The 22062-nt window shown below is 37.8% G+C and carries 19 protein-coding genes; 8 read left to right on the forward strand and 11 right to left on the reverse strand.

The genetic code is table 11. From position 1 onward, the window contains the following. Window positions 1–49: 49 nt before the first annotated feature. Both BTN98_RS14130 and BTN98_RS14135 read right to left on the reverse strand, forming a co-directional pair. Entirely contained in the window at window positions 50–853 is an 804-nt protein-coding gene (locus BTN98_RS14130) for an amino acid ABC transporter permease (RefSeq protein WP_082732143.1), read from the reverse strand. 7 nt (window positions 854–860) lie between these two features. Further along, window positions 861–1598: an amino acid ABC transporter ATP-binding protein gene (locus tag BTN98_RS14135; RefSeq protein ID WP_060997970.1), complete on the reverse strand. Its 738-nt coding sequence runs from the start codon at window positions 1596–1598 to the stop codon at window positions 861–863. A 451-nt stretch (window positions 1599–2049) separates the two neighbouring features. On the opposite strand from BTN98_RS14135, the gene aroG reads away from it, so the two are divergent. Both aroG and BTN98_RS14150 read left to right on the forward strand, forming a co-directional pair. Further along, window positions 2050–3105, forward strand: a complete 1056-nt coding sequence (gene aroG, locus BTN98_RS14140) for a 3-deoxy-7-phosphoheptulonate synthase AroG (protein ID WP_174545308.1) — start codon at window positions 2050–2052, stop codon at window positions 3103–3105. 565 nt (window positions 3106–3670) lie between these two features. After that, window positions 3671–4099 carry a hypothetical protein gene (locus BTN98_RS14150; protein ID WP_146107027.1) on the forward strand — a complete coding sequence of 143 codons (429 nt, stop codon included), beginning with the start codon at window positions 3671–3673 and terminating at the stop codon, window positions 4097–4099. Between the two features lie 12 nt (window positions 4100–4111). Here BTN98_RS14150 and BTN98_RS14155 read toward each other — a convergent pair whose 3' ends face one another. Beyond that, window positions 4112–5584, reverse strand: coding sequence for a hypothetical protein (locus tag BTN98_RS14155; RefSeq protein ID WP_146107028.1), 1473 nt, complete (start codon window positions 5582–5584; stop codon window positions 4112–4114). 145 nt (window positions 5585–5729) lie between these two features. Here BTN98_RS14155 and BTN98_RS14160 point away from each other — a divergent pair, with 145 nt between their 5' ends. Further along, the gene (locus BTN98_RS14160; RefSeq protein ID WP_060997965.1) at window positions 5730–6050 is read left to right on the forward strand and encodes a DUF1840 domain-containing protein; all 321 of its coding nucleotides are present in this window, start codon (window positions 5730–5732) and stop codon (window positions 6048–6050) included. An 11-nt stretch (window positions 6051–6061) separates the two neighbouring features. Here the strand turns inward: BTN98_RS14160 and BTN98_RS14165 are convergent, their stop codons facing one another. Further along, a complete protein-coding gene (locus tag BTN98_RS14165) occupies window positions 6062–6679 on the reverse strand; it encodes a DJ-1/PfpI family protein (protein WP_060997964.1) in 618 nt (205 codons plus the stop codon). Window positions 6680–6863: 184 nt separating this feature from the next. Between BTN98_RS14165 and BTN98_RS14170 the strand changes: the two genes are divergently transcribed. Next, entirely contained in the window at window positions 6864–7067 is a 204-nt protein-coding gene (locus BTN98_RS14170; RefSeq protein ID WP_060997963.1) for a DUF2986 domain-containing protein, read from the forward strand. 165 nt (window positions 7068–7232) lie between these two features. Beyond that, entirely contained in the window at window positions 7233–8684 is a 1452-nt protein-coding gene (locus BTN98_RS14175) for a DEAD/DEAH box helicase (RefSeq protein ID WP_060997962.1), read from the forward strand. A 102-nt stretch (window positions 8685–8786) separates the two neighbouring features. Here BTN98_RS14175 and BTN98_RS14180 read toward each other — a convergent pair whose 3' ends face one another. Both BTN98_RS14180 and BTN98_RS14185 read right to left on the reverse strand, forming a co-directional pair. After that, entirely contained in the window at window positions 8787–9833 is a 1047-nt protein-coding gene (locus BTN98_RS14180; RefSeq protein ID WP_231730685.1) for an endonuclease/exonuclease/phosphatase family protein, read from the reverse strand. Between the two features lie 129 nt (window positions 9834–9962). Next, entirely contained in the window at window positions 9963–10577 is a 615-nt protein-coding gene (locus tag BTN98_RS14185) for a 3'-5' exonuclease (RefSeq protein ID WP_060997961.1), read from the reverse strand. Window positions 10578–10810: 233 nt separating this feature from the next. Here BTN98_RS14185 and mrdA point away from each other — a divergent pair, with 233 nt between their 5' ends. Next, window positions 10811–12862, forward strand: a complete 2052-nt coding sequence (gene mrdA / locus BTN98_RS14190) for a penicillin-binding protein 2 (RefSeq protein ID WP_065190244.1) — start codon at window positions 10811–10813, stop codon at window positions 12860–12862. 39 nt (window positions 12863–12901) lie between these two features. On the opposite strand, the gene BTN98_RS14195 is transcribed toward mrdA, so the two are convergent. From BTN98_RS14195 to BTN98_RS14205, 3 genes are all read right to left on the reverse strand, one after another. Further along, complete coding sequence (locus BTN98_RS14195) at window positions 12902–14635, reverse strand: ATP-binding protein (protein ID WP_065190245.1); 1734 nt, start codon at window positions 14633–14635, stop codon at window positions 12902–12904. Window positions 14636–14637: 2 nt separating this feature from the next. Next, window positions 14638–15177 carry a heme NO-binding domain-containing protein gene (locus BTN98_RS14200; RefSeq protein ID WP_060997959.1) on the reverse strand — a complete coding sequence of 180 codons (540 nt, stop codon included), beginning with the start codon at window positions 15175–15177 and terminating at the stop codon, window positions 14638–14640. 175 nt (window positions 15178–15352) lie between these two features. Further along, entirely contained in the window at window positions 15353–15874 is a 522-nt protein-coding gene (locus BTN98_RS14205; RefSeq protein WP_060997958.1) for a hypothetical protein, read from the reverse strand. Between the two features lie 240 nt (window positions 15875–16114). Between BTN98_RS14205 and BTN98_RS14210 the strand changes: the two genes are divergently transcribed. Both BTN98_RS14210 and BTN98_RS14215 read left to right on the forward strand, forming a co-directional pair. Next, window positions 16115–16546 carry an Ivy family c-type lysozyme inhibitor gene (locus BTN98_RS14210; protein WP_060997957.1) on the forward strand — a complete coding sequence of 144 codons (432 nt, stop codon included), beginning with the start codon at window positions 16115–16117 and terminating at the stop codon, window positions 16544–16546. 319 nt (window positions 16547–16865) lie between these two features. Next, window positions 16866–20186, forward strand: coding sequence for an Ig-like domain-containing protein (locus BTN98_RS14215; RefSeq protein ID WP_162271155.1), 3321 nt, complete (start codon window positions 16866–16868; stop codon window positions 20184–20186). A gap of 97 nt (window positions 20187–20283) precedes the next feature. Here the strand turns inward: BTN98_RS14215 and BTN98_RS14220 are convergent, their stop codons facing one another. Together BTN98_RS14220 and BTN98_RS14225 are read right to left on the reverse strand one after the other, a co-directional pair. Beyond that, the gene (locus BTN98_RS14220; RefSeq protein WP_060997956.1) at window positions 20284–20793 is read right to left on the reverse strand and encodes a GNAT family N-acetyltransferase; all 510 of its coding nucleotides are present in this window, start codon (window positions 20791–20793) and stop codon (window positions 20284–20286) included. A 3-nt stretch (window positions 20794–20796) separates the two neighbouring features. Next, window positions 20797–21969, reverse strand: a complete 1173-nt coding sequence (locus BTN98_RS14225) for a MerR family transcriptional regulator (RefSeq protein WP_060997955.1) — start codon at window positions 21967–21969, stop codon at window positions 20797–20799. Window positions 21970–22062 lie beyond the last annotated feature (93 nt).

The following is a 22062-nucleotide window of genomic DNA, read 5'->3' on the forward strand; positions in this document are numbered from 1 at the left end:
TTTCTCCATTGGTTCATATGGTTCATATAAATATTAGAATATTAGTATATTAGTGGTTAGGAATAGTTAAACGATGTTCTAACCAAATTGCTAGTGCTGATAATGTTAATGTTATACAAAGATAAATTGCTGCGACAGTAAACCAGACTTCAAATGGCATCGCAGTATCAGCTACAATATTTCGTCCTTCCGTTGTCAAATCAAATATAGCCATGATACTGACAATGGAAGAATTTTTTACTAAAGACACTGCTTCATTTGTGAGCGGTGGAATAATTTTTCTAAACATTTGCGGAATAACAACAAATCGATAACTATCTATTTGTGATAGACCTAAACTTTCTGCGGCTTCAAGTTGACCTTTAGGTATTCCTTGTAAACCAGAACGGAAAATCTCAGCGCTGTATGCACCTTGAAATAACGATAATGCTAAGATTGCTGTAGTTGTGCGTTCGAGACCTAATACCGGCCCAAAGACAAAATACAGTAAGTAAATTTGTACAAGTAAAGGTGTGCTGCGAATAACTTCAATATAACCACGAGCAAGACTGCGACCAACGATCGAATCCGACATTCGTAATAATGCAGTAATAAAACCGATCACGATAGTGCAGATTAAACTGAAGCCTGATATTTTCAGCGTTACCATTAAACCTTCAATCAATTCACCTGGATACCATTGGCCATCTTCATAAAACCAAAGATGTTCAGGAATACGGTACCATTGCCAATGATAATGCATTGCTTTTGCACCGCTATTAAGCAGAAACATAATAATTGAAACAACGCAAATCACCTGTAATACAATACCGATGAGGTGAGGGATTCGAGATCGTCTATCTTGGGTCATCATTTTGATCTCAATAACTAAGAATATTTTCGAGAAATTGTTGTGTACGTTTATGCTGAGGATGGTCAAAAAGTTGCGCTGGAGCCGCCATTTCAACAATCTCGCCTTGATCCATAAACACAACCCGATCAGCAACTTGACGTGCAAATCCCATTTCATGAGTAACACATACCATTGTAATCCCATCATCGGCAAGTTCTTTCATTACATCAAGAACTTCGCGGATCATTTCAGGATCAAGTGCAGAAGTTGGCTCATCAAATAGCAATATATTAGGTTTCATGCATAAGGAACGAGCGATCGCAACACGTTGCTGCTGCCCACCTGAAAGTTGCCCTGGAAATTTATCCGCTTGGTGGCCAATATGCACACGTTCTAAAAAGTTACGGGCAAGTTTTTCAGCATCAGCTTTAGACATTTTTAATGCACGGCGAGGCGCTAATGTTAAATTATCTAATACGCTCATATGAGGAAATAAGTTAAAGTGTTGAAACACCATGCCTACTTGACCTCGTATTGCATGAAGCTCTTTATGGTTTAATGAATGCCCAGCAACGGTTATTTCACCATTATTATATTTCTCTAAACCATTAATGCAGCGAATTAAGGTCGACTTTCCTGAGCCAGAAGGCCCACAAATGACTAACCGTTCACCTTTTTTAATGGAAAGATTAATATTTTTTAATGCATGATAATGGCCGTACCATTTATCAACATTATTAAATGTGATTATATTGTTTTCAGACAATGCAGCATCCTTTAAATGTAATTGATATCTACTTATACATCATTAGTTATGTTTTTTTATGATTAAAGAATCACATAATTATTAAATTCATATATTAATAATTATCAATATTTATATTATAAATATATTGAGTGTGTGTATGTTTTTTTTTTAACTGTAAACTTCACAACAATTAGTCAGTATAGGTATATTTTACAGTCTTTCGATTCTCCCGTGTAATAATTATTTTATATTTTTAATGTTTTCTATTCATATACTGTCATTTGTACGCAGAATAACGCAATGCTTATAAGAAAATGTCAGCGTTTATTCAGTTTTTGATTAAATAACTGTTTGCACTCTAAGTTTTTAAACGATAAGTTAAACAAATGTGTCAAATTAAAGATTATATGGTGATTTGTCTTGGTCGACTAATTACTGTGTATTAAAAGGAATTATAGGAAGTATGGAAATGCATAAAACGGATGATGTTCGAATCAGTGAAATTAAAGAACTTTTACCACCAATCGCTGTGTTAGAGAAGTTTCCTGCATCTAGTAAAGCGGCTGAAACCGTTTACCAATCGCGCCAAGCGATTCATAACATTTTAAATGATGAAGATGATCGGTTATTGGTCATTGTTGGCCCTTGTTCTATTCATGATCCTGTGGCTGCATTAGAGTACGGTAAGAAATTAAAACAACTAAGAGATGAACTTAAAGGCGATCTTGAGGTTGTTATGCGAGTCTATTTTGAAAAACCACGTACGACGGTTGGCTGGAAAGGGCTGATTAATGATCCGTATATGGATAATAGTTTTCAGCTTAATGATGGTTTACGAATTGGACGTAAGCTACTCGCAGATCTTACCGATTTAGGATTGCCAACGGCTGGTGAATTCTTAGATATGATCACACCTCAATATATGGGGGATCTTATCAGTTGGGGAGCTATCGGCGCACGTACCACCGAATCACAAGTACACCGTGAGCTGGCATCGGGGCTTTCTTGTCCAGTAGGTTTTAAAAATGGTACAGATGGTAATATCAAAATCGCAACGGATGCTATTGGCTCAGCAAGCGCACCTCATCACTTTTTATCTGTCACCAAATACGGCCATTCTGCGATTGTAGCAACGGCTGGTAATGAAGATTGCCACATTATTTTACGTGGCGGTAAGACACCGAATTATGGTGCTGATGATGTCGATCATATTATGCAACAGCTTGTAAATGCTGGTTTGCGTAATAAGCTTATGATTGATTTTAGCCATGCTAACAGTTCAAAACAATATCAACGTCAAGTGGTAGTCTCGGCTGATGTCGGTCAACAAATTGCGAATGGTAATAGCGCTATTTTTGGTGTGATGATTGAAAGTCATTTAGTTGAAGGTCGTCAAGATATCGTAGAGGGTGAAACACCAACATACGGTCAAAGCATTACTGATGCGTGTATTGGCTGGGATGATACCGACAAAGTTCTGCGTCAACTAGCTAGTGATGTTAGAGCCCGTCGTCAAAAAAAATAAGTCAGTGGTTTAAAGTACACACAACATCATAACAAAACTACAGCTCTTGCTTATATAAAGTAAGGGCTTTTTTATTGGTGGAGTCTACAGCCATCATTAAATTCAATATCAAAATGTTCCCCATAGTGATATTGATTAACGAGGTTCTCATTAAACGGGAATTGACAATATATATTGTAGTTATGATGTAGCCCATTAATGATAAAAGCATCAAAAATATCATGAGTGTCAGCTATAAGTGTTTTTTTATTCATAATGATTCCTAAAGGCGGTAGTTAATAAGTCATATTATGAAAAAATGTTGTTTATTATATAAGTGTACAATTGATGTGACGTTGGCATGCAAATAAATCATCCAATTTGTACAGTAAATAGGACACTATTCATTATTATTATTTACTAAGGAGATTTTTCTTTTTAATTTAAAGTTGCTAATAATTTACAGAGTGTATGCTTATAGTGCGGGAAGCGTTTTATTGTCATTATTGGCGAGGAAGAAATGATGCATAATTTAACATCGAAACGTATAGTAAATATTAGCTTAATAGTCACGGTTTTTTTTAGCATGTGTGCTCAATTATCTTATGCTCAAAATATGATTTCTACGCCAACAGTGATTTCAGTAACGCAGGCTTATATTAACCATCAGACGAAGATGCGGCAGCCGCAGCAGAATATTATCTACCATCCAACATTGGGTTACATGGAGTATCAACAAATTTGGTGTAATAATGATCAGCAACAGGCAATAACTAACTACCAGCGTTTTATTGCTGATATTTGTCTAAAAAGAGGGGGTAAATTAACCAATAATTGGTGCGTAATTTCGAAAATACGGCAACCGCTTTTTTATACGGATGTGAGTGATTATGATGCTAATTGTACGACGAATCATGCAACTATCGTACAGATTATTGAAGTATTACCAATGATCAATAAAGATCCAATCATAGCGAAAGCATGGTTGCAAACAGCCCAAAGTTTAGGATATTAATCAATAAGCTGATTAACTATCGATCCATTTTTCAAACAACTGCTGGCTAATAAGTTGATTAAGATCATATTGTACTGTAGTAGTATTTGGCGTAGTTTGAGTAAAATCTGTTGGTGGTGTTAATACTCGATGACCATTATAAATAACACTGTAATCTTTATTAACATTGAGAACGATTTTATAATGCTTTGCTCTTATTTTAGGTAGAGTAAAAGTACCATTATTTTCTATATGAAAAGTAAGTGATTTAGGGTATTCATTCAGTATTTTTTCTGCGTATTTATGAGTGAATTTTTCAATTAAATTTTTATTCTCACAGAGTAATGAGAAATTAATTATAGGGTCTTTTATTTTTCCATTAGTAAATAATGGCGCTAATTTAGAATAGAAACTAGGTGTTAATATGTTTATCTGATTATTATCATCAAGTAAGGCTCTATTGATGTCAGCATTCATCTCCAAATTTAATTTCTTAAGTTGCTTTATTTCTAAACCAATAGCATCACAAGGGAGCGGTTTGGTATTCATAAGACGTCTTTCAGCTAAGTTATTGTTAGCAATGGCTAAATCTTTCTGTAAGTAACTGTCGTAAACTTGTTTATCATAATTTGGCTCAAAGTGACCATTGAGTTCTACCATTGTATGCCATAGTTTTGGAGCATAATAGTCAAAAATAGCATTGATTTGTTTTTGGTGATTAACTGGAACTTTCGTGATCAATTCATCACGATTATAATAAATACAAGCATAAGGTGAAACGAGATTTAGTTTTTTATAATCACCTAAATATGTTGAACAATTAATAGTATTATGCGCTTTATATTTAAATTTAAGATCAGATATTAAAGTGAAAATTAAATCATTATTTAGTTTAATTGCGTGTAACTCTTTTTTTAATTCTCGGCGTAATTTCGCATAGTATTGTTGTTTTTCTTTTATAGTGTTTTTTATCATCGCAACGTTTTCAATATGCTGTTCTTCATTCATATCCATGATCGATAAACGTGTATTGATTAATGTAATTTCTTGTTGGTAATAATGCAGTTTGTTATTAATATCGGTTTGAAGTTGTCTTTTTAAAATATTAACTTCAATCATATTTCTTTTATAAATTAAGGCACTGTTATAAAGTGATTGTACAAAAATATTTGAATTATCAATATGAGTTTGATTAAATTGATAAATTAAATGATAAATATCTTCAAGATAATGTGGGTTAGATAACCAATTTGAGTTGATTAATAATTGTGATGAATTTTTAAGGTTAGTAAAATCCGGTGGGACCTTAAAAGGGCTATATGTATCAGTAATAATGAACCCTTGCTGTTCTTTTGATGTGATTATTTCAGGATCGATATTAAAAGATGAATAATCAATATGGTTATAATCATCACACCCTGTAATGATGCATAAAAAAATTAAAGAAAAGCTTGAAAAGATGTTCATTTTTAAATAGTTAGATTTTTCCCTGTCAATGTTATGCATTATACCTATGTAATTCCCATATACAAGGTGCATAATACTTGTTCTTATTTTGTGGTTAATTGGTGGTTTACTGTAGTTGCCATGTAATGAATAATAGTTATATGGTTAAATATGGCAACATCTAATATTAAGATTGGAGGTGACAATGTTAGTAACATTTAGTACTAAATCTCATGGTAATGTCATTATGTTTGGTGATGTAGCTCATTCATTAATTACGATGATGGGGGTTGGAATCGATGTACCAGGGGCAATTAGAGCAGAAGATGTCGCTTGTGCGCTGGCAAATTTAGAAAAAAAACTCACACAAATAGTGCAGCAACAGCCGGAAAAAATAGTACCAGAGATTGATAATGAGGATGAAAACGAAACTGAAATACAGATTAGCCTTGCTGTTCGTGCCGTTCCTCTTATCGATTTACTTAAAGCAGCTATTTCAGCAAAAAGCTATGTGATGTGGGAATAAGATCTAAAGTTTTATTTTACTAAGTGTAATGGTGCAAATGGGTCATCGTCAGGATCGTTTAACCAAAGATATTCAGTATCGGCAGCAACACGACGCGCAGTGGCATCACCGTATTGATGACCGATAATCGCCAGTGACATATCTAGACTCGCTGAGCTGCCAGATGCAGTAAAGATGTTATTACTATGCACCCAGCGAGCAGATGTTTGCCATTGTATATTACGTCCAAACTGAGATACCCAGTCGATGTGTTTTTGGGTTGTTGTTGCGGTGCAATTATTAAGTAGGCCAGCATTAGCAAGTAATGCAGCACCTGTTGAGGTCGAACATATAATTTGTTGTCGAGGGGCCACTTTTTTTAACCAACTTAAAATATGCTTATTATGGGTAGCAAATCGAATCCCAACGCCGCCTGGAATAATCAGAATCCCCGCAGCAATATTGTCATTAAAACTAAGCATTGGCTGAAGGCTAACACCTTGCGTACTACTAACGTTTTTACCGTCTGTGGTGATTATTTGTAATTGGTAATATTCAGGCAATAAACCAAACATGTGTAATATGCCTAATGCATCAAGTAACTCAAATTGTTCAAAAAGCAAAATAGTAACAGTTTGTCGTGTAGCCATTTTATATACCTTGTAATAAAGATAATGTAATTAGTAATAGTCTAATAAGTTATGTTTGGTTGTGTTGGAGATGATAATTTAGCTTTTATAATTGCATTATGAGGATAATGCTTGTTATTCAGCGGTGAATGATTACAATCAGCCCCCTGTTTAAAAATGGCTCAAAATATCAGCTGACACGATTATGAATAGAAAGAAAAAAATTAACGAAACGCTAAAAAAGAAAATGAAGAAGGCGAACGCGAAGCTTAATAAAAGCACGAAGCCTCGTTATATTTCTAAAGCAGAACGTGCCAAGCTTGATGCAGAAGCCGCACTGGTAGCTGAGACCACAGATGTTGTCTCTGATGCTATTGACGACGTTAATACTGAGTCTGACGCTAAATAATAGCGAAACAAAGATCCACTTTATATCTAAACAGAAATATGATTTTGGTCGTTTTTCTGTTTTTTCGCATCATGCCTATGATTATTTATAGGGTGATTGCTTGCTTATCAGTAGATGAGCAATCTACTACGCTATTATGCGTTTAATTTATACAAGAGAGATGCTATGAGTTTTGCCTCTTTAGGCCTATCCGCCCCAATTCTTGAAGCTGTTGCTAAGCAAGGCTACGAAACACCATCCCCAATTCAAGCGCAAGCAATACCAGCGATTCTCGAAGGCAAGGATGTCATGGCGGCGGCACAAACGGGTACAGGCAAAACAGCAGGTTTTACATTGCCACTACTAGAAAAATTGTCTGGTGGTCAATCTGCTCGTTCAAATCATATTCGTGCACTTATTCTAACACCAACGCGCGAGCTTGCGGCTCAAGTGGGTGATAATGTTGCAAAATACAGCAAAAATTTACCAATAAATTCAGCGGTTGTTTTTGGTGGTGTAAAGGCTCATCAACAAATCAACCGTCTGCGCCAAGGTGCTGATGTTTTAGTTGCCACACCGGGTCGTTTAATGGATTTACACAGCCAGAATGCGGTTAAATTTCGCGATGTTGAAATTTTAGTATTAGACGAAGCTGACCGTATGTTGGATATGGGCTTTATTCGTGATATTCGTAAAATTTTAGCGTTACTACCTAAAAAACGCCAAAACTTACTGTTTTCAGCGACATTCTCTGATGATATTCGTGCGCTTGCTAAAGGATTAGTAAATAATCCGGTTGAGATTGATGTTAACCCACGCAACCAAACTGCTCCGACGGTTAAGCAGTGGATTTTCCCTGTTGATCAAAAGAAAAAAGCAAACTTACTAACTAAGCTGTTGAATGAGCGCAAATGGAAACAAGTGTTAGTGTTTACTAAAACTAAGCATGGCGCAAACCGATTAGCTACTCACTTAGAAAGCCGTGGTATTTCATCTGCTGCTATTCATGGAAATAAGAGCCAAGGCGCACGTACTAAAGCATTGGCGAATTTTAAATCAGGCGATGTTCGCGTACTTGTTGCAACAGATATTGCAGCGCGTGGTTTAGACATTGAACAATTGCCACAAGTGGTTAACTTTGAATTACCGCATGTTGCTGAAGATTATGTTCACCGTATTGGTCGTACTGGCCGTGCTGGTTGTGTTGGTGAAGCAATCTCATTAGTTTGTGCTGATGAATTTGGTGACTTGAGTGCTATTGAGCGTTTAACTAAACAAGTGTTAGATCGCGAAATCGTTGAAGGTTTTGAGCCATCGATCGCTTTACCAGCTTCAAGATTGAACACTCGTCCATTAGCCGCTAAAAAGCCAAAGAAAGCACAATCATTTTCAGCGAATGGTGAAAAACGTCCGCGCTCTAACGGCAAGCCAACAACGCGTCGTAAACCAACGCCGCGTAGTGATGATGCTCCACGTTCAGAGAGCAAACCAGCACGCCGTAAGCCGCGTCCTACGGATGCTAGGCCTATAGCAACAGATGGTAAGCCAGCACGTCGTTACAATGATGAAAAGCCAAAGACCGATGGTCGTCGTGCTCCTCAACGTAACCGTAAGCCAGCAGCGACTACAGCAAGTTAATCTTGTGTCTATAGTTTAATAGGTCGGTTTAATCAGCTGATAAATAACCAGCGTGTGATGACGAATAATCATCGCGCTGGTTTTTTTATCGTAAATTTGGCGTTAGCTTCTCAGTGACAACGTCACACAGGGGATGGCGTGATCGGTACTGTAACCATCTTCATCAAAGCTACTGTTAATTAAATGCTTATTTTCAGTGTGATAGTCACTAACTTCAAACAGTGATCCTAAGTATTGGGCATTAAATTCTTGAGACAATAAAATATAATCAAGTACCGACGTTTTCGCACCAAAATAGTGAGTAGGTGGGCGAGGTAAGTCAGGTTGTTCAGTATTCTGGATAAACAAGTTCCAACTATCATAAAGACGGTAATAACCAATCAAACGTTCAATCTCACTGTCAGACATACCAAAAACGTTGCCTGCAATCAGTTGTTCTAAGCATGAGCTTGAGAGTTCATCATTGAAATCACCCATTAATAACATTGGGCGCGTGCTTGCTTCACGTTGTTTTAAAATCGCTAATAATAATAGGTTAGCTTCTGTGCCACGTAACATGGCAGATCCCCAACTTCCTAATCGTTGACCTACAAAGCGCGATAATGTGGTATCTGTTGGTACAATAGTGCCGGGCAGTGGATCATCAAATAACGAACGTTTTGATTTGAAATGTGTAACATAGCAATCAGTTAAACCAATATGCGGAATATCAATAGTAGCGCGTAAAGGTTGACGACTGAAATTAAAGTCAGTTAAACCGAGTAATGCTGCTGCCTGTTGATCTGCAACTACAGGTGCAATGTCTACGATAGGATATTTTGATGCGATTGCAACAACAGGACTGCGATAGATAAAATCGTCAATAACGGTTGGTGTATCAATAACTGCGTAATAAGGATAACCGGCATTTTTTAGTAATGCTTGCAGGCTATCACTACTGAATACTTCTTGAAAACCAATAATATCAGGTTGGTTTTTAGTGACAAAACGAGTGATCCACGCCTGCTTTTTATGCCATTGTTCAGTGGTGTAAATATTCTGAAAATCATAATAAGCCATTGGTGGCTCAAGATAATTTAATAAGTTAAAACTGGCAATTTTAACGGTAGATACAGGCACTTCATAAGAGGGTTTATTGATGTTTGGCACACTACACTCTCAGTAAATATAGCCAAAGTGCATAACTTCGGCTTTAGGATTACGCTACATTATTGATAAGTAGCATACCAGAGTGACAGCTTAATAACAGTGATGGTTGTAGATAACCATAATGGTAGGTTATCGAAACAGTTTACTGATATTGGCTTTGGGCGTTTTAGCTAATTTTTGCATTAATGAAAAGGGAACGTCGTTAATACCATATTGCTGTTTGATGTCATCGATCATAGTAAGCCATAACCGAGCAGTCATTTCAGAATCGGCTAATGCACGGTGAAATACACCATCATGATGAATATGTTTATATTCGACTAACGTACCCAGTTTATGATTAGGGGCATGCTGATATAAACGTCGAGCGATGAGCATTGAACAGGCAAATTGGTCGCTGTATTTGCGGTTGATCAATTCCAGCTCGGCATTGAGAAAGCGTTGGTCAAAAGAAGCGTTATGGGCAACAAGATTGGCATCACCAATAAAATCCGCAAATTCAGCCATAACATCTTCACAGCAAGGAGCTGTACGAAGCATGTTATTACTAATGCCGGTGTAGTTTTCGATAAAATGACTAATACGAAAACCAGGATTCATTAATTGTTGAAAATGCGCCACAACATGACCATCTTCAAGTTTTACCGCACCAATTTCTATTGCACGATCACCTTGTGTTGGTGACAAGCCAGTGGTCTCAAAGTCGAGCACGATAACGCTATTTGCAGAACGAGAACTTATCATTTTTAAATCTTTAGCTATAAGAAGGGCAGTATTGTAGCGCTATCGATGAAGTTGTAAATCATAGTTGGTTAATTTTATTTGACTTGTAATGGTTAAATTTACAACAAATACATGCAAAATTACTGTCTTTTAAATCATATTTGCGTTTTTTATTCCCTGAGGGAATCGTTACAGTGTTATTATTTGATGCCTAATGTACTTACCCTCTTGATTATGAGCTTATCAATCGTTCTATGAAAAAACACATCCGTCATCAAATCCGCGATCATAAGCAAGAAAAAGCATTATTTATACGTCGAGCTATTCAAGCCTTCATTGCTATTATTATTTTAACTTGTGTGTTAATTGGTAATCTTTATCATTTACAAGTTCAAGATTACAGTGAATATAAAGCGCGCGCTAATAATAATAGTATTAAGTTGATTCCCGTTGCGCCTAATCGAGGCCGTATTTATGATCGTAATGGAGTGATATTAGCGGATAATATTCCTGTTTGTTCATTAGAGATTATTGCCGATCAAGTTAAAAACTTGCCGCAAGTGCTGCTTAAACTGCAACAGCTATTAGGTATCTCTGATCAAGATATAGCGGCGTTTAATAAAGCGAAACAACAAACACCATCCTTTAAACCTGTTGTGCTTATTGCGCATATGAATAATAAGCAGGTCGCAGTATTTTCAGTTAATGAATTTGAGTATCCAGGCGTTAATATTGATGCCCATCTTGAGCGTTATTACCCTTACGGCGCATCATTAACCCATTTATTAGGTTATGTTGGCAAAATTAATGATAGTGATATTGCGGCGTTAAAAAAGAGCGGTAAATACGATAACTATAAAGCTTCTCGTAGCATTGGTAAGTTAGGTATTGAACATTATTATGAAGATATGCTGCACGGTAAAACAGGCTATGAAACCGTTGAAGTAAATAGCCATGGTCGTGTAGTGCGAACGCTATCTTATGTGCCGCCTGTTGCAGGTAAAGATATTAAATTAACCATTGATATTAATTTACAACTGTATGCGCAGAAACTGCTGACGTTACAACAAAAAGATCCCACTACAGGCTTAATGGTTACCAAAGTTCGTCGTGGTGCAATTGTGGCAATGAACCCTAAAAATGGGGCTATTTTAGCCATGGTATCAAGTCCAAGTTATAACCCTAATTTGTTTGTGAATGGGATTTCATCTAAAGCTTATGCGGCATTATTAAATGATCCTGCGCATCCATTGATCAATCGCGACACATTGGGTTTATACCCACCGGGTTCGACAGTAAAACCTGAACTGGCGGCTGCTGGTTTAACCACAGGGGTTATTACTGTTCACACTATACGTAACAACCACGGTTGGTGGCGAATTCCTAATAGTAAAAGTCGTAAGTTTAGGGACGATAGAGTACAAGGATTTGCGAATGTTGATATCTATAAAGCGATTGAAGATTCTGTAAACACTTATTTTTATCAAGTTGCTTATGGTTTAGGTATTGATCGGTTATCGGCATGGATGACAAAATTTGGTTATGGGCAACATTCGGGAATTGATATCGATGAAGATTCTACCGGTACTATGCCGACTCGCGCTTGGAAAATGGCACGTTTTCATCGACCATGGATGCAGGGCGATACCATCCCGCTTGGTATTGGGCAAGGGTATTGGACGGCAACACCAATACAAATAGCCAAAGCAACTTCTGTGATTGCTGAAGATGGCGTTGAACATCGGCCACATTTGTTGAAAGACATTATCGACGGTAAAATTCAACAGCCAGTGACCTTTGCTGATTTTAAACCGTTGACATCGGTGCCTCAAAAAGATTGGGCGATCATTAAAAAAGGCATGGAGCTAGTGGTTGAAAAAGGAACTGCCAGTCAAATGTTCAAAAATATGCCGTTTCAAGTTGCAGGTAAAACCGGTACTAGTCAGGTGTATTCATTAAAAGATACTCAGCATTATGATGCTAATGAAGTCGCTGAGCATTTTAAAGATCATGCTTTATTTACCGGTTTTGCTCCTGCTAATGATCCGAGTATTTTAGTCTCCGTTGTATTAGAACATGGTGGTTGGGGGTGGCATGCTGCGCCATTTGCACGTGATATTATGGAGTATGTATTAGTTAAACCGACATTAAGCCCACAGCCAAATGAACTAGTGCAGCAACCATCGCCATCATTGGCGAGATTAACAGGTGTCGTTACCACAAAGGTAGATAACAAGGCTGATACTAAACATACTGCTGTACCTTTGACGGCGTCGACAGTCTCGACAGTGATGAAAACACATTAGTACCAATGTGAATGCTGTGGTGTAGTGTTTGCGGTTGGGCTAGTGATCAGAGCTGGTATTTGACCATAAATGAAGTATCGCCAGTAATTCAGAAGCCATGTAAGGTTTACACAAAATATCGTCCATGCCAGCATTAACACAAGCATCACGCTCAGCGGTTGTGGTGCCTGCTGTTAACGCAATAATAGGCATATTGAAATGCTGTTTACGCAGTGCTTTAGTTGCACTATAACCATCCATGATGGGCATTCGACAGTCCATTAACACAATATCAAAATCGTGTTTGTCGATAATATTTAAAGCAGCTTGGCCATTATCAACAATAGTGATACCAATTTGATACTTTTTTAGCATCAGTTCAATGATCATTTGGTTAGTCTTTAAATCTTCTACAACCAAAATTTTCAACTGCTGTAATGCCTTATGCGATGCAGGAGAGTGATTAGGCTGCGTATTTTCAGTGGCGCTAATTGCTAAGGGGATTGATACTGAAAATGTGGAACCAAGATCGGGCTCACTGGTTAAGGTTATATTGCCGTTCATCTGTTCGCATAACTGCTTACAAATTGCGAGCCCTAACCCTGTTCCTTCATGGCTACGTTTACTTGAAATATCGATCTGACTAAAGGGCTTAAATAATTTATGTTGCAGTTGTTGTTCTATACCGCAACCACTGTCTTTAATGGTGAAGATGAGACAATCGTCGACCCAATCAAATTTAGCATGAACAAATCCTTGCTGAGTAAATTTTATCGCATTGGCAATAAGGTTGACATAAATCTGTTTAAGACGATCTTCATCGCCACGAATAGATCGTGGAATATTAGTGCTATATTCAATCTTAAAATCTAACTGTTTCTCTAGTGCACGGTGAGAAAATACATCCCTAAGATTAATGACCAATAGATGACTATCAAACGGTTTTTCAATTAACTCTAACATGCCCGCATTTATTTTACTGTAATCAAGTAAATCATTAATAATCGCCCGTAGTAACTCCCCTGAATGGTTTAGTGTGGTGAGCAATTTAGTTTGGTTGGTATCTAATGGTGTATCTTGTAATAACTCAGCAGAGCCTAATAAGCCATTGAGTGGTGTACGTAATTCATGATTGATCATCGCTAAAAAATCACGGGTTGATTGTTCGGAATCTTCTGCACGTTTGCGCGCATGAATGGCTTGGCTCAATGTAATTTGACGGCCTATTGCGGAGCGGAATAACTCACAAAATAAAGCTAAACGTTGTTGGATCGCTATAATATTGATTTTTGGGCTTGAGATTTTAGCTGCAAAATAGCCGACAGTACCACGACTCTTAATAAGAGGGATCCAATAAAGACAAGTATTAGTATCCCAAAATGAGACCTTATTATTGAGGTCTGCTGGTGGTTGCCAAACTTGTTGTCGTCCACTGCTATAGTGGCCACTGATAGCAATATTTTCAATCGGTATAATAGAGATATGGCAGGCACTAATATAGCGGCCATCAACTAAACTATCGATCAATTGTTGAATGTTTTGTTGGGAAGGGGCTTGCTTTAAAAACAGCCGAGCATAAGTTAACAGCAAATTTTCAATTTTGGTTTGGTAGGCGAGTTGTTCTGAGTCTAATTCAGCTTGCAACCGTAGTTTTGCTAATGATGCTTCTAAAATCTTATTGGTTGTGAAAAGCTCACGACTTTTTATTTCTAATAATTTTTCAGCCATTACTCGAGAAGCATGTTCTCGTTCTAACTTTCGCTCTAATAACATAATCTGACGCTTGGCATCCATAATTAGTTACCAGTGAGTGTTAATGAAAATCTTACGTGGTTTTGAGAGTCATTCATGGGTTGCATGATAATGGTGAGTGACTGATTAAAATAATGCGCACAGCCTTCAAGAAGTCCCATACAAACATGTCCCATACAACGTGAGGAATGATAATCCATCGTCATGGTCGATTGTGTTTGATTATTAAAGATAAATTTAGGCGGTGTTGCATCAGGATAGAGCTTTTTAACTTCTAGATGTATATGTTGCTCGACTTTTCTAATAAAACTCAAGGTATCATCCGCTTCAATATTTGGAATAGGGAGTGCTTTTAATAGTGAAGGAAAAACCAGTCGGCCATAAGTTTGCTGAAGCTGCGATGGAGAAATACCTGTGATGTTGCTTAAACTGATAATCAATTTAATGAGTTGGCGATGATCATAACTTCCGACGGCAGTATAGATACCACTATCGTTAGCATCATCAAACATTTGCTGACTAATGTCTAAACCAAAGTTTTGCTCAACAATCGAAATAAACTCAGTAAAAATAATCCCTTTCATATCAGTCCTTATTCGATTAATTTGTTATGCAATTAACCACTATTCATGAAGTTGTATTACTAATTATGGCAGAGTTTATTAATGCGTCAAAACGGAGTACTAACAAGGTTGTATTTTTGAGATATAGGTAATAAAAATATCAAGATACAATGTGATTGTACCTTGATAACATATACTATTTTTGCAGTATAATCGTTGCTGAGACTTGATGAGCAAGAGCTAATAGATAATGTTCCATATCCTGCATAAGCTGAGTTTGATTAGGTAACGGCAGTGCATGTATATCACTGATTAAGGATACTTTTTTACCTTCATCGAGATCGGTATAAATCATACCTGTTGCAGCAGGTTTACCTTTATAGAAACCGACATAAAGTTGTGCATTTGCACCCGCTTCAAACATTATTTGCGTGAGATACTCTACGAGTGCTTGTTGTTGTTCTTCTTGTTGCCAGTAGCTTGAATATACTAATGCATAGCGAATAGTCAGAGGATGACAATCGACAGGGTAGAAAGTTAACGATGATTCACTAGGAGAGATGACTGAGTCAACAACTTGCGTTGATAATTCAGAATGTGCGAGTTGATACAGATGTAAACCTTTTTCACTTAATGGGGTTGGAAATTCAGCATCAGTAATATGGCTAGCCATCCACGCGTTTTTTAAAGTAATCAGTTTTTCTGTAATTAGTGGCATATCATCACTTCTTTTATTCAATTATCGACACCATAACCTAAATTCACATAAGAAGGTATGCTATTTGGTTGTTTTTGATTAAATCATTCGATATTTATATCACTAATAGATAACGTATTCCCATCTAAAATGCCACTTACACTTAGCGAATAAAATAATGGTTATTAAGTATGGGATCACTATATCATGTTGATTACTTAAATTTTAATGATAAACCTAACTTTGGAAAAAAGAGTTAAAATGAAAAAAATGTGGCTAATAGCTGGTATCAGCTTGATGTTGGTTGGATGTAATAGCTCTCACTCGACACCATCTCAGACAAATAATAATGCTGCTGCGAATCCTGTACAATCGATAGCGAGTGTTGAGAAACAGCTTCCAGATTGGATTAAAGATAATACAGTCACCTCTCCATTAGAGGCGATTGTTATGGGCGGGCATACCTATGATGCCGTTTCTTATTGTAAGCCTCATGATTGTGCTAGTGATTTTATGATCACCTTAACTGCTGATAATAATAAAAAATATTCGATGATTGTACATGTAAAAGATGTACCCGATGCACTGAATACTCCGAGTATTTATGCTACTTATCAATATATTGGTGATCCTGATCAACAAGTGAAAAGTGTGTTTACCCAAGCACTGAGCCAAAATCCGAATTGGCAATAAAGTAGCAATTATTATCAGTAACTAATTGTTAAATAAAAGAGTGTTTAGTGGTAGTGAACACTCTTTATTCACTAATAATCGTCCTTATAACCTCTGCTACTTATGTTTGAGTAATATCTCATTTCATACATTCACCATACTTATTTTACTTACATATTCTTAGAGCAATCCACCATATTTCGCGCTGAGAATAAAAGCAATATTGTGACGTGTTTTTACATGTGTTAACAATATTATAACTCAAATGAGTTGTGTGGAGTTCAGGTATCAATAATCAATGTTTGGTTATTGAGTGCGTGGCAATGGAAGGGATCTTATTGTGAAAAATATAAACAAAATAACATTAGCGCTATTTAGCGTGATGTTTAGCGGTAATATATATGCTGCTAACGCAGAAATTATTGCTTTTGTGCCAGGAGAAACAAAAGTTAATAATGGCGATGTAGTTTCTTATAATGGTGAATGCTTTGTTGCAAAAAATAACCCAGGAATATGGGAGTCACCAAAAGTAAACTCATGGTTTTGGGAGGCTGCGGAGTGTTCAGAACAGCCAACACCTAATCCAGATCCCGTCCCTGATCCACTGCCTGATTCATCTAGTATTATTCCATTTGTACCAGGAAAGACAAAAGTTAATAATGGCGATATTGTTTCTTATGAAGGTCAGTGCTTTATTGCGCAAAATAGCCCTGGGCTTTGGGAAGCTCCAAGTACAAGTTCATGGTTTTGGGAATTAACAGAGTGTGCAGGTGAACCTGAGCCAGGAGTGACAGAGGTCGCAATTGTTTCACCAACAGCAAACCAAATTCTAACAGTTGATAAACCTTTTGTTATTCAAACTCGTATTGAAGGACAACTGGCATCAAGCGTTGAGTTTTGGGCAAATAATATCAAGTTAGCTCAAAAAGCCGTTGATTCAAGCAATACTCTATATTCACAAACATGGACACCTACAGATACAGGTAATGCTGCAATTAAGGTGGTTGTGCTTGATAAAAATAATCAATCAATCAAACAACAATCTGTTGCAGTAACAGTAGAGCTTGCTGGTGGAACAGACTTTACTGCTCCAGTGGTTAACTTTATGGCTCCTACCAATGGTGCAACGGTTAACGAAACTGATACCGTGTCTATTTCTGTTAGTGCATCAGATGCTGATAATGATTTAACTTCTGTAGTTGTTAAGGCGAATAACCAACAAATTTGTAATTTTGATGCCGCTGCTGTCGATGCATTTAGCTGCGATTGGAAACCAACCCAAACCGGTACTGTAACCCTTAATGCTGTTGCGACAGACGCGCAAAATCTGTCTTCTTCAACGTCATTAAATATCACCATTAAAGAAGATATCGTTGAGCCACCAGTAACACCACCGGTTGGCGGGTTGTGTGAAGAGTTTAATGTTTACCCGGATTGGACGCGTGGCGACCATGCAACAGGTGGTGATGTTATGGTTCATAATAATATTGCATATTCTGCGATTTATTGGACACAAACTTTACCGGGAAGTGATAGTTCATGGGCTCTGCACTTAAATTGTGATGGTTCAGAACCGGGTACAGCTCCCGTTCTTTCATTACCGAATCCAATGGATCCGGTTCGTCTAGAAGTAGCAGGTTGGCCAAATACCTTTGTAGTAGCAAGCCCATCAACAGCTGCACCTGAAACCATCACCATTGCGACAGCGAACAGTGCTGATCTCGCCGACGTTAATAAGTTAACTGCTGCATTTGTTACTGTTATTGAGCTGGCAAATAAAGCAAATAAAGCATCGATTATCATTAATAGTGATGTACTTGATCAAGCAACGCGTGATAAAGGTTTAGCATTAGGCTCGATTGAAGTAAAACAAGCATTAACCAATGCCATTGATATCACAGGTAGTAAGATTGATATTACCGCGGTTAATGCGTTAAGTAATGATGTTAAAGGTTGGGCGCAAGCACACAATTTGATTGTATCAACTGTTGCTCCACAAGCACCATTTGGTTGGTCATTATCGATGGGTGAGTTTGCGTTTGATACCCATTCTGGTCGTCAGTCAGTATGGAATGCTGCATCTAGTTACACTGCTGATTTATTAAAGACATTTACACTGTATAAAGCTGATAGTACCACTAAAGCTGATTTTATTAGCTTTACGAAATCGAGTGCTACTGCGGCATTATCCGCTGATCAATGGCATAATGCGCTAGAGTATGTAAAGCAAGTTAGTGATTATGTGAATACGCCAGCGATGCTAGCTAATATTCCAACATCTCAAGCTGCAAACTACTTTATGGGTAACACAACCGCTGAGCAGAAAATCCGTAAAGCGGCACACAGTAATATTTTTGCGATTTTGTTTGATGATAATAACGCTAACTTAACCGCTAAGATTGAAGCTTATCAAGCTGCCAAAGTACCATTATATTATGTTGGTGAAGAGCTAGAAAAAGGCTCACTAACCCGTATTGAAGCGTTGAATCAACAGTTATCTAATGCTGCTGATGTAATGGATAATGAAGCTTTCTTATACGAAACACCGCAATCACAGTGGGTACCATCAACTGTGTATAAGTGGAATGATTTCCTTGATGGCTTAAATGCAATGCACAACATTGGTGTTGCTGGTAATAAGTTCTGGTTACTGACCGATGAAGCGGATGATGCGACTAATATTATCTACGCTAAAGTTGCGATTGCAGCATTCTTAGCCCAAAGTATGCAAGAGACGATTCGTTATAACGCCTGTGATGAAAATAACTGGTCTGAAGTGAAATATGGCGCGCCAACGGATTATCCGATGACGGCAAGCTGTGGTCAGCTAGGGCAGAAATATGCAGATTACGGTGTTAACCCAGTATCTGGTTTAGATTACGCTTACTCTTGTCCTCGTGATAATAAGATGGAAGTCAGTGCTCTAACGCATGCGAAGTGGTACGGTGCACCAGCGCCAGTCTTTGCTGCACCTGATGCTGTTTTAGAAGAGCGCGGCCTGCTAGTGAACGGACATGTTGGTCGCTGGACGAACAATGGTCACTGTAATGAAGAGCCAGAAAGTGTCGATACCTCTAAGCAAGTGTGGGAACGTGGTGAATGTAAGGTTTACGTTGGTCAAAAAGCAGGTACATTCTTATGGGATGGCAGCAGTAAAGACAGCGTTGAAGGTTGTGGTTGGTGGGGACGTGGTGTAATCCAAACCACAGGTCGTCAGAACTTCGGTACCCTTAACCATTATTTAGGTCGTTCACACGTTGATCCATCGACAATTGGTAAAACTATTGATGGGGTAACTGTTGAAGCACCACCGGCGAACCCTCTGTATGCCGATCTTGATTTCTGTTCAAACCCAGGCTTGATCTGTAGCTCAGAAGAGAACAAAGAAATTAAGTGGATTGCAGGCTTATTCTACTGGGTAACATCAGTACAAGCCTACTCAAATGAGGGTGGTCCATACGAAGGTTGGAATTACTACAACGAACTGAAAAAGTATGTTGATGGTGGTTTAACTGGCACAGAGTTCATTGATGATGTATCAGGTATTGTAAACCGTGGTTGTCCTGATTCAACTTGTTCAACGGGGGATGTACATAACGTTAAAGAGCGTCAAGAGAACTTTAAGTTAGTACTTCAGAAGTTAGGTCTTAATCCACAATAAAGATTAACTAATAGCTCTGGTTTACACTCAATTATTGGTAAACATAAGCTGTAAATAATCAAGAACCCTGCTGTTAAAGTAGGGTTCTTTTTTGTTGTTAGCTTTCAAAAAATGCCGAGTGGAAGCCAATCTCACCTGTAGGAATGCTATTTGCGAGTGCTTTCGCCATAAAATACTCAGCATGGACACCTGCTAATGTTAAATTTGGCTGTGACTCAAACCCAAAACGCGCATAATATTGTGGCTCACCAAGTAATACCACGCCTTCAATGCCTTGTGTTTTTAGTTGCGATAATCCGAAACGAATTAGCGCACTACCAATACCTTCTCCTTGGCGTTCAGGTGTGACTGATAGTGGACCTAATCCATACCATGATGATTGCTCGCCGTTGATCAAGATCGGAGAAAAAGCAATATGACCGATAATGTTATTTTTATCTTCGCAAACTAAAGAAAGTGCCAGCATGTTGGCTTTCCGTAGTTTATCAACAATCAAATGCTCGGTTGGTTTTGCCCCTGGTTCATGGTGGGGATGGTTTTCAAATGCACAATACGTTAATGCGGTAATGTTTTCTTTATCTGATGCTTTTTCTGCTCTAATTTCCATGCGTTACCTTTTGCTTTTTAATACAAATAAGTGGTATCCGTATTCACCTAAGTATTGATCGTGAATGTGGATCTCTTGACGTAAATCATTAACTGCGTTTGATTTATAATCGTTATCACCAATGTCATTAAGTTTTTGTTTTAGTGGAACTAAATAATTCAGCCATGATTTCTCGCTTTGGGTAAAACTGGTGATGACCTCATAGCCTGCATTTATGATGTCAGTCGTTCTTTGTTGTTTTGAGGTCATGTCGGGATAATTTTTCTGCCAAAACTCATATGCTTCAATGCTAGGAGTCTCGGTCAACCATACCAAGTCACTTATGACTACGTAGCCATGCGGTTTGAGAAATCGCTGCCATTGTTTCAGTGCATTATTGACTCCCATGATATAAGCACTGCCTTCAGCCCAAATCACATCAAACTGTTGTTCTTCAAATGGCATTGCCATCATGCTGCTACAACTGGTTGTAATACGTTCGTTAATTGGCTGATGTTTTATCTTTTCTTTTAAACAGCTTAAGTGATATTCATCGTTATCCAGTGCCGTTAGACTAAAACCAGAATGGTGTGCTAGTAGGCAGGTTGTGAGCCCCTTGCCACAACCAACGTCTAATGCGTTGCCAGTGTTAATAGGTAAGGCATGTAGGGCTTGCAGCGAGTCATCATCGTCGCTAGGGCCTAGTCGATCTAGCCTATAAAAAATACTTTCAAAATCAGCCATATACTGCTCGTGCTCATTGATGTTTTTTGATAACCATTTGAGTCTTAATGCTTCTTTTTCATTGAATCCTTGTTGTTTTAGCCACTCTAAATGCGCTAAAGGAGCAGTACGTTCAATGGTTTCGTGCCAATTACATGATGCGTTCATTCCCAGCATTGATGAGAGCAATTGTTTAGCGTGCTGTTTCGTTGCTATTTCTTGCTCAAGTACTTGCAACCTATCCATTAACATGTCGCGGTTTATTTTACCGTCAAGACAAGACTGGCATTCTTTAAGGGTGAGTCCACCTGCTTGTAATTGCTGCAATAATCTAATGCGCTGGAGATCGTTATTAGAATAATACCGATAGCCGTTGGTTTGTCTTTTAGCCTTAATTAACCCAAGTTTTTCGTAATAAAGCAGTGTTGAGCGACTTAAATTTACGTGCTGGGCTAATTCAGAAATATGGTACATAAAGGAGTCCTCTCAACAGATGCGGCATCATAAACTATAAAGCTTTAGACAGGTCAAGCCCCAATGAATAATAAGGCCATTTTATCTATCAGA

Origin of the sequence: Photobacterium aquimaris (genome assembly GCF_002954455.1) — a bacterium.
Lineage (GTDB): Bacteria > Pseudomonadota > Gammaproteobacteria > Enterobacterales > Vibrionaceae > Photobacterium > Photobacterium aquimaris.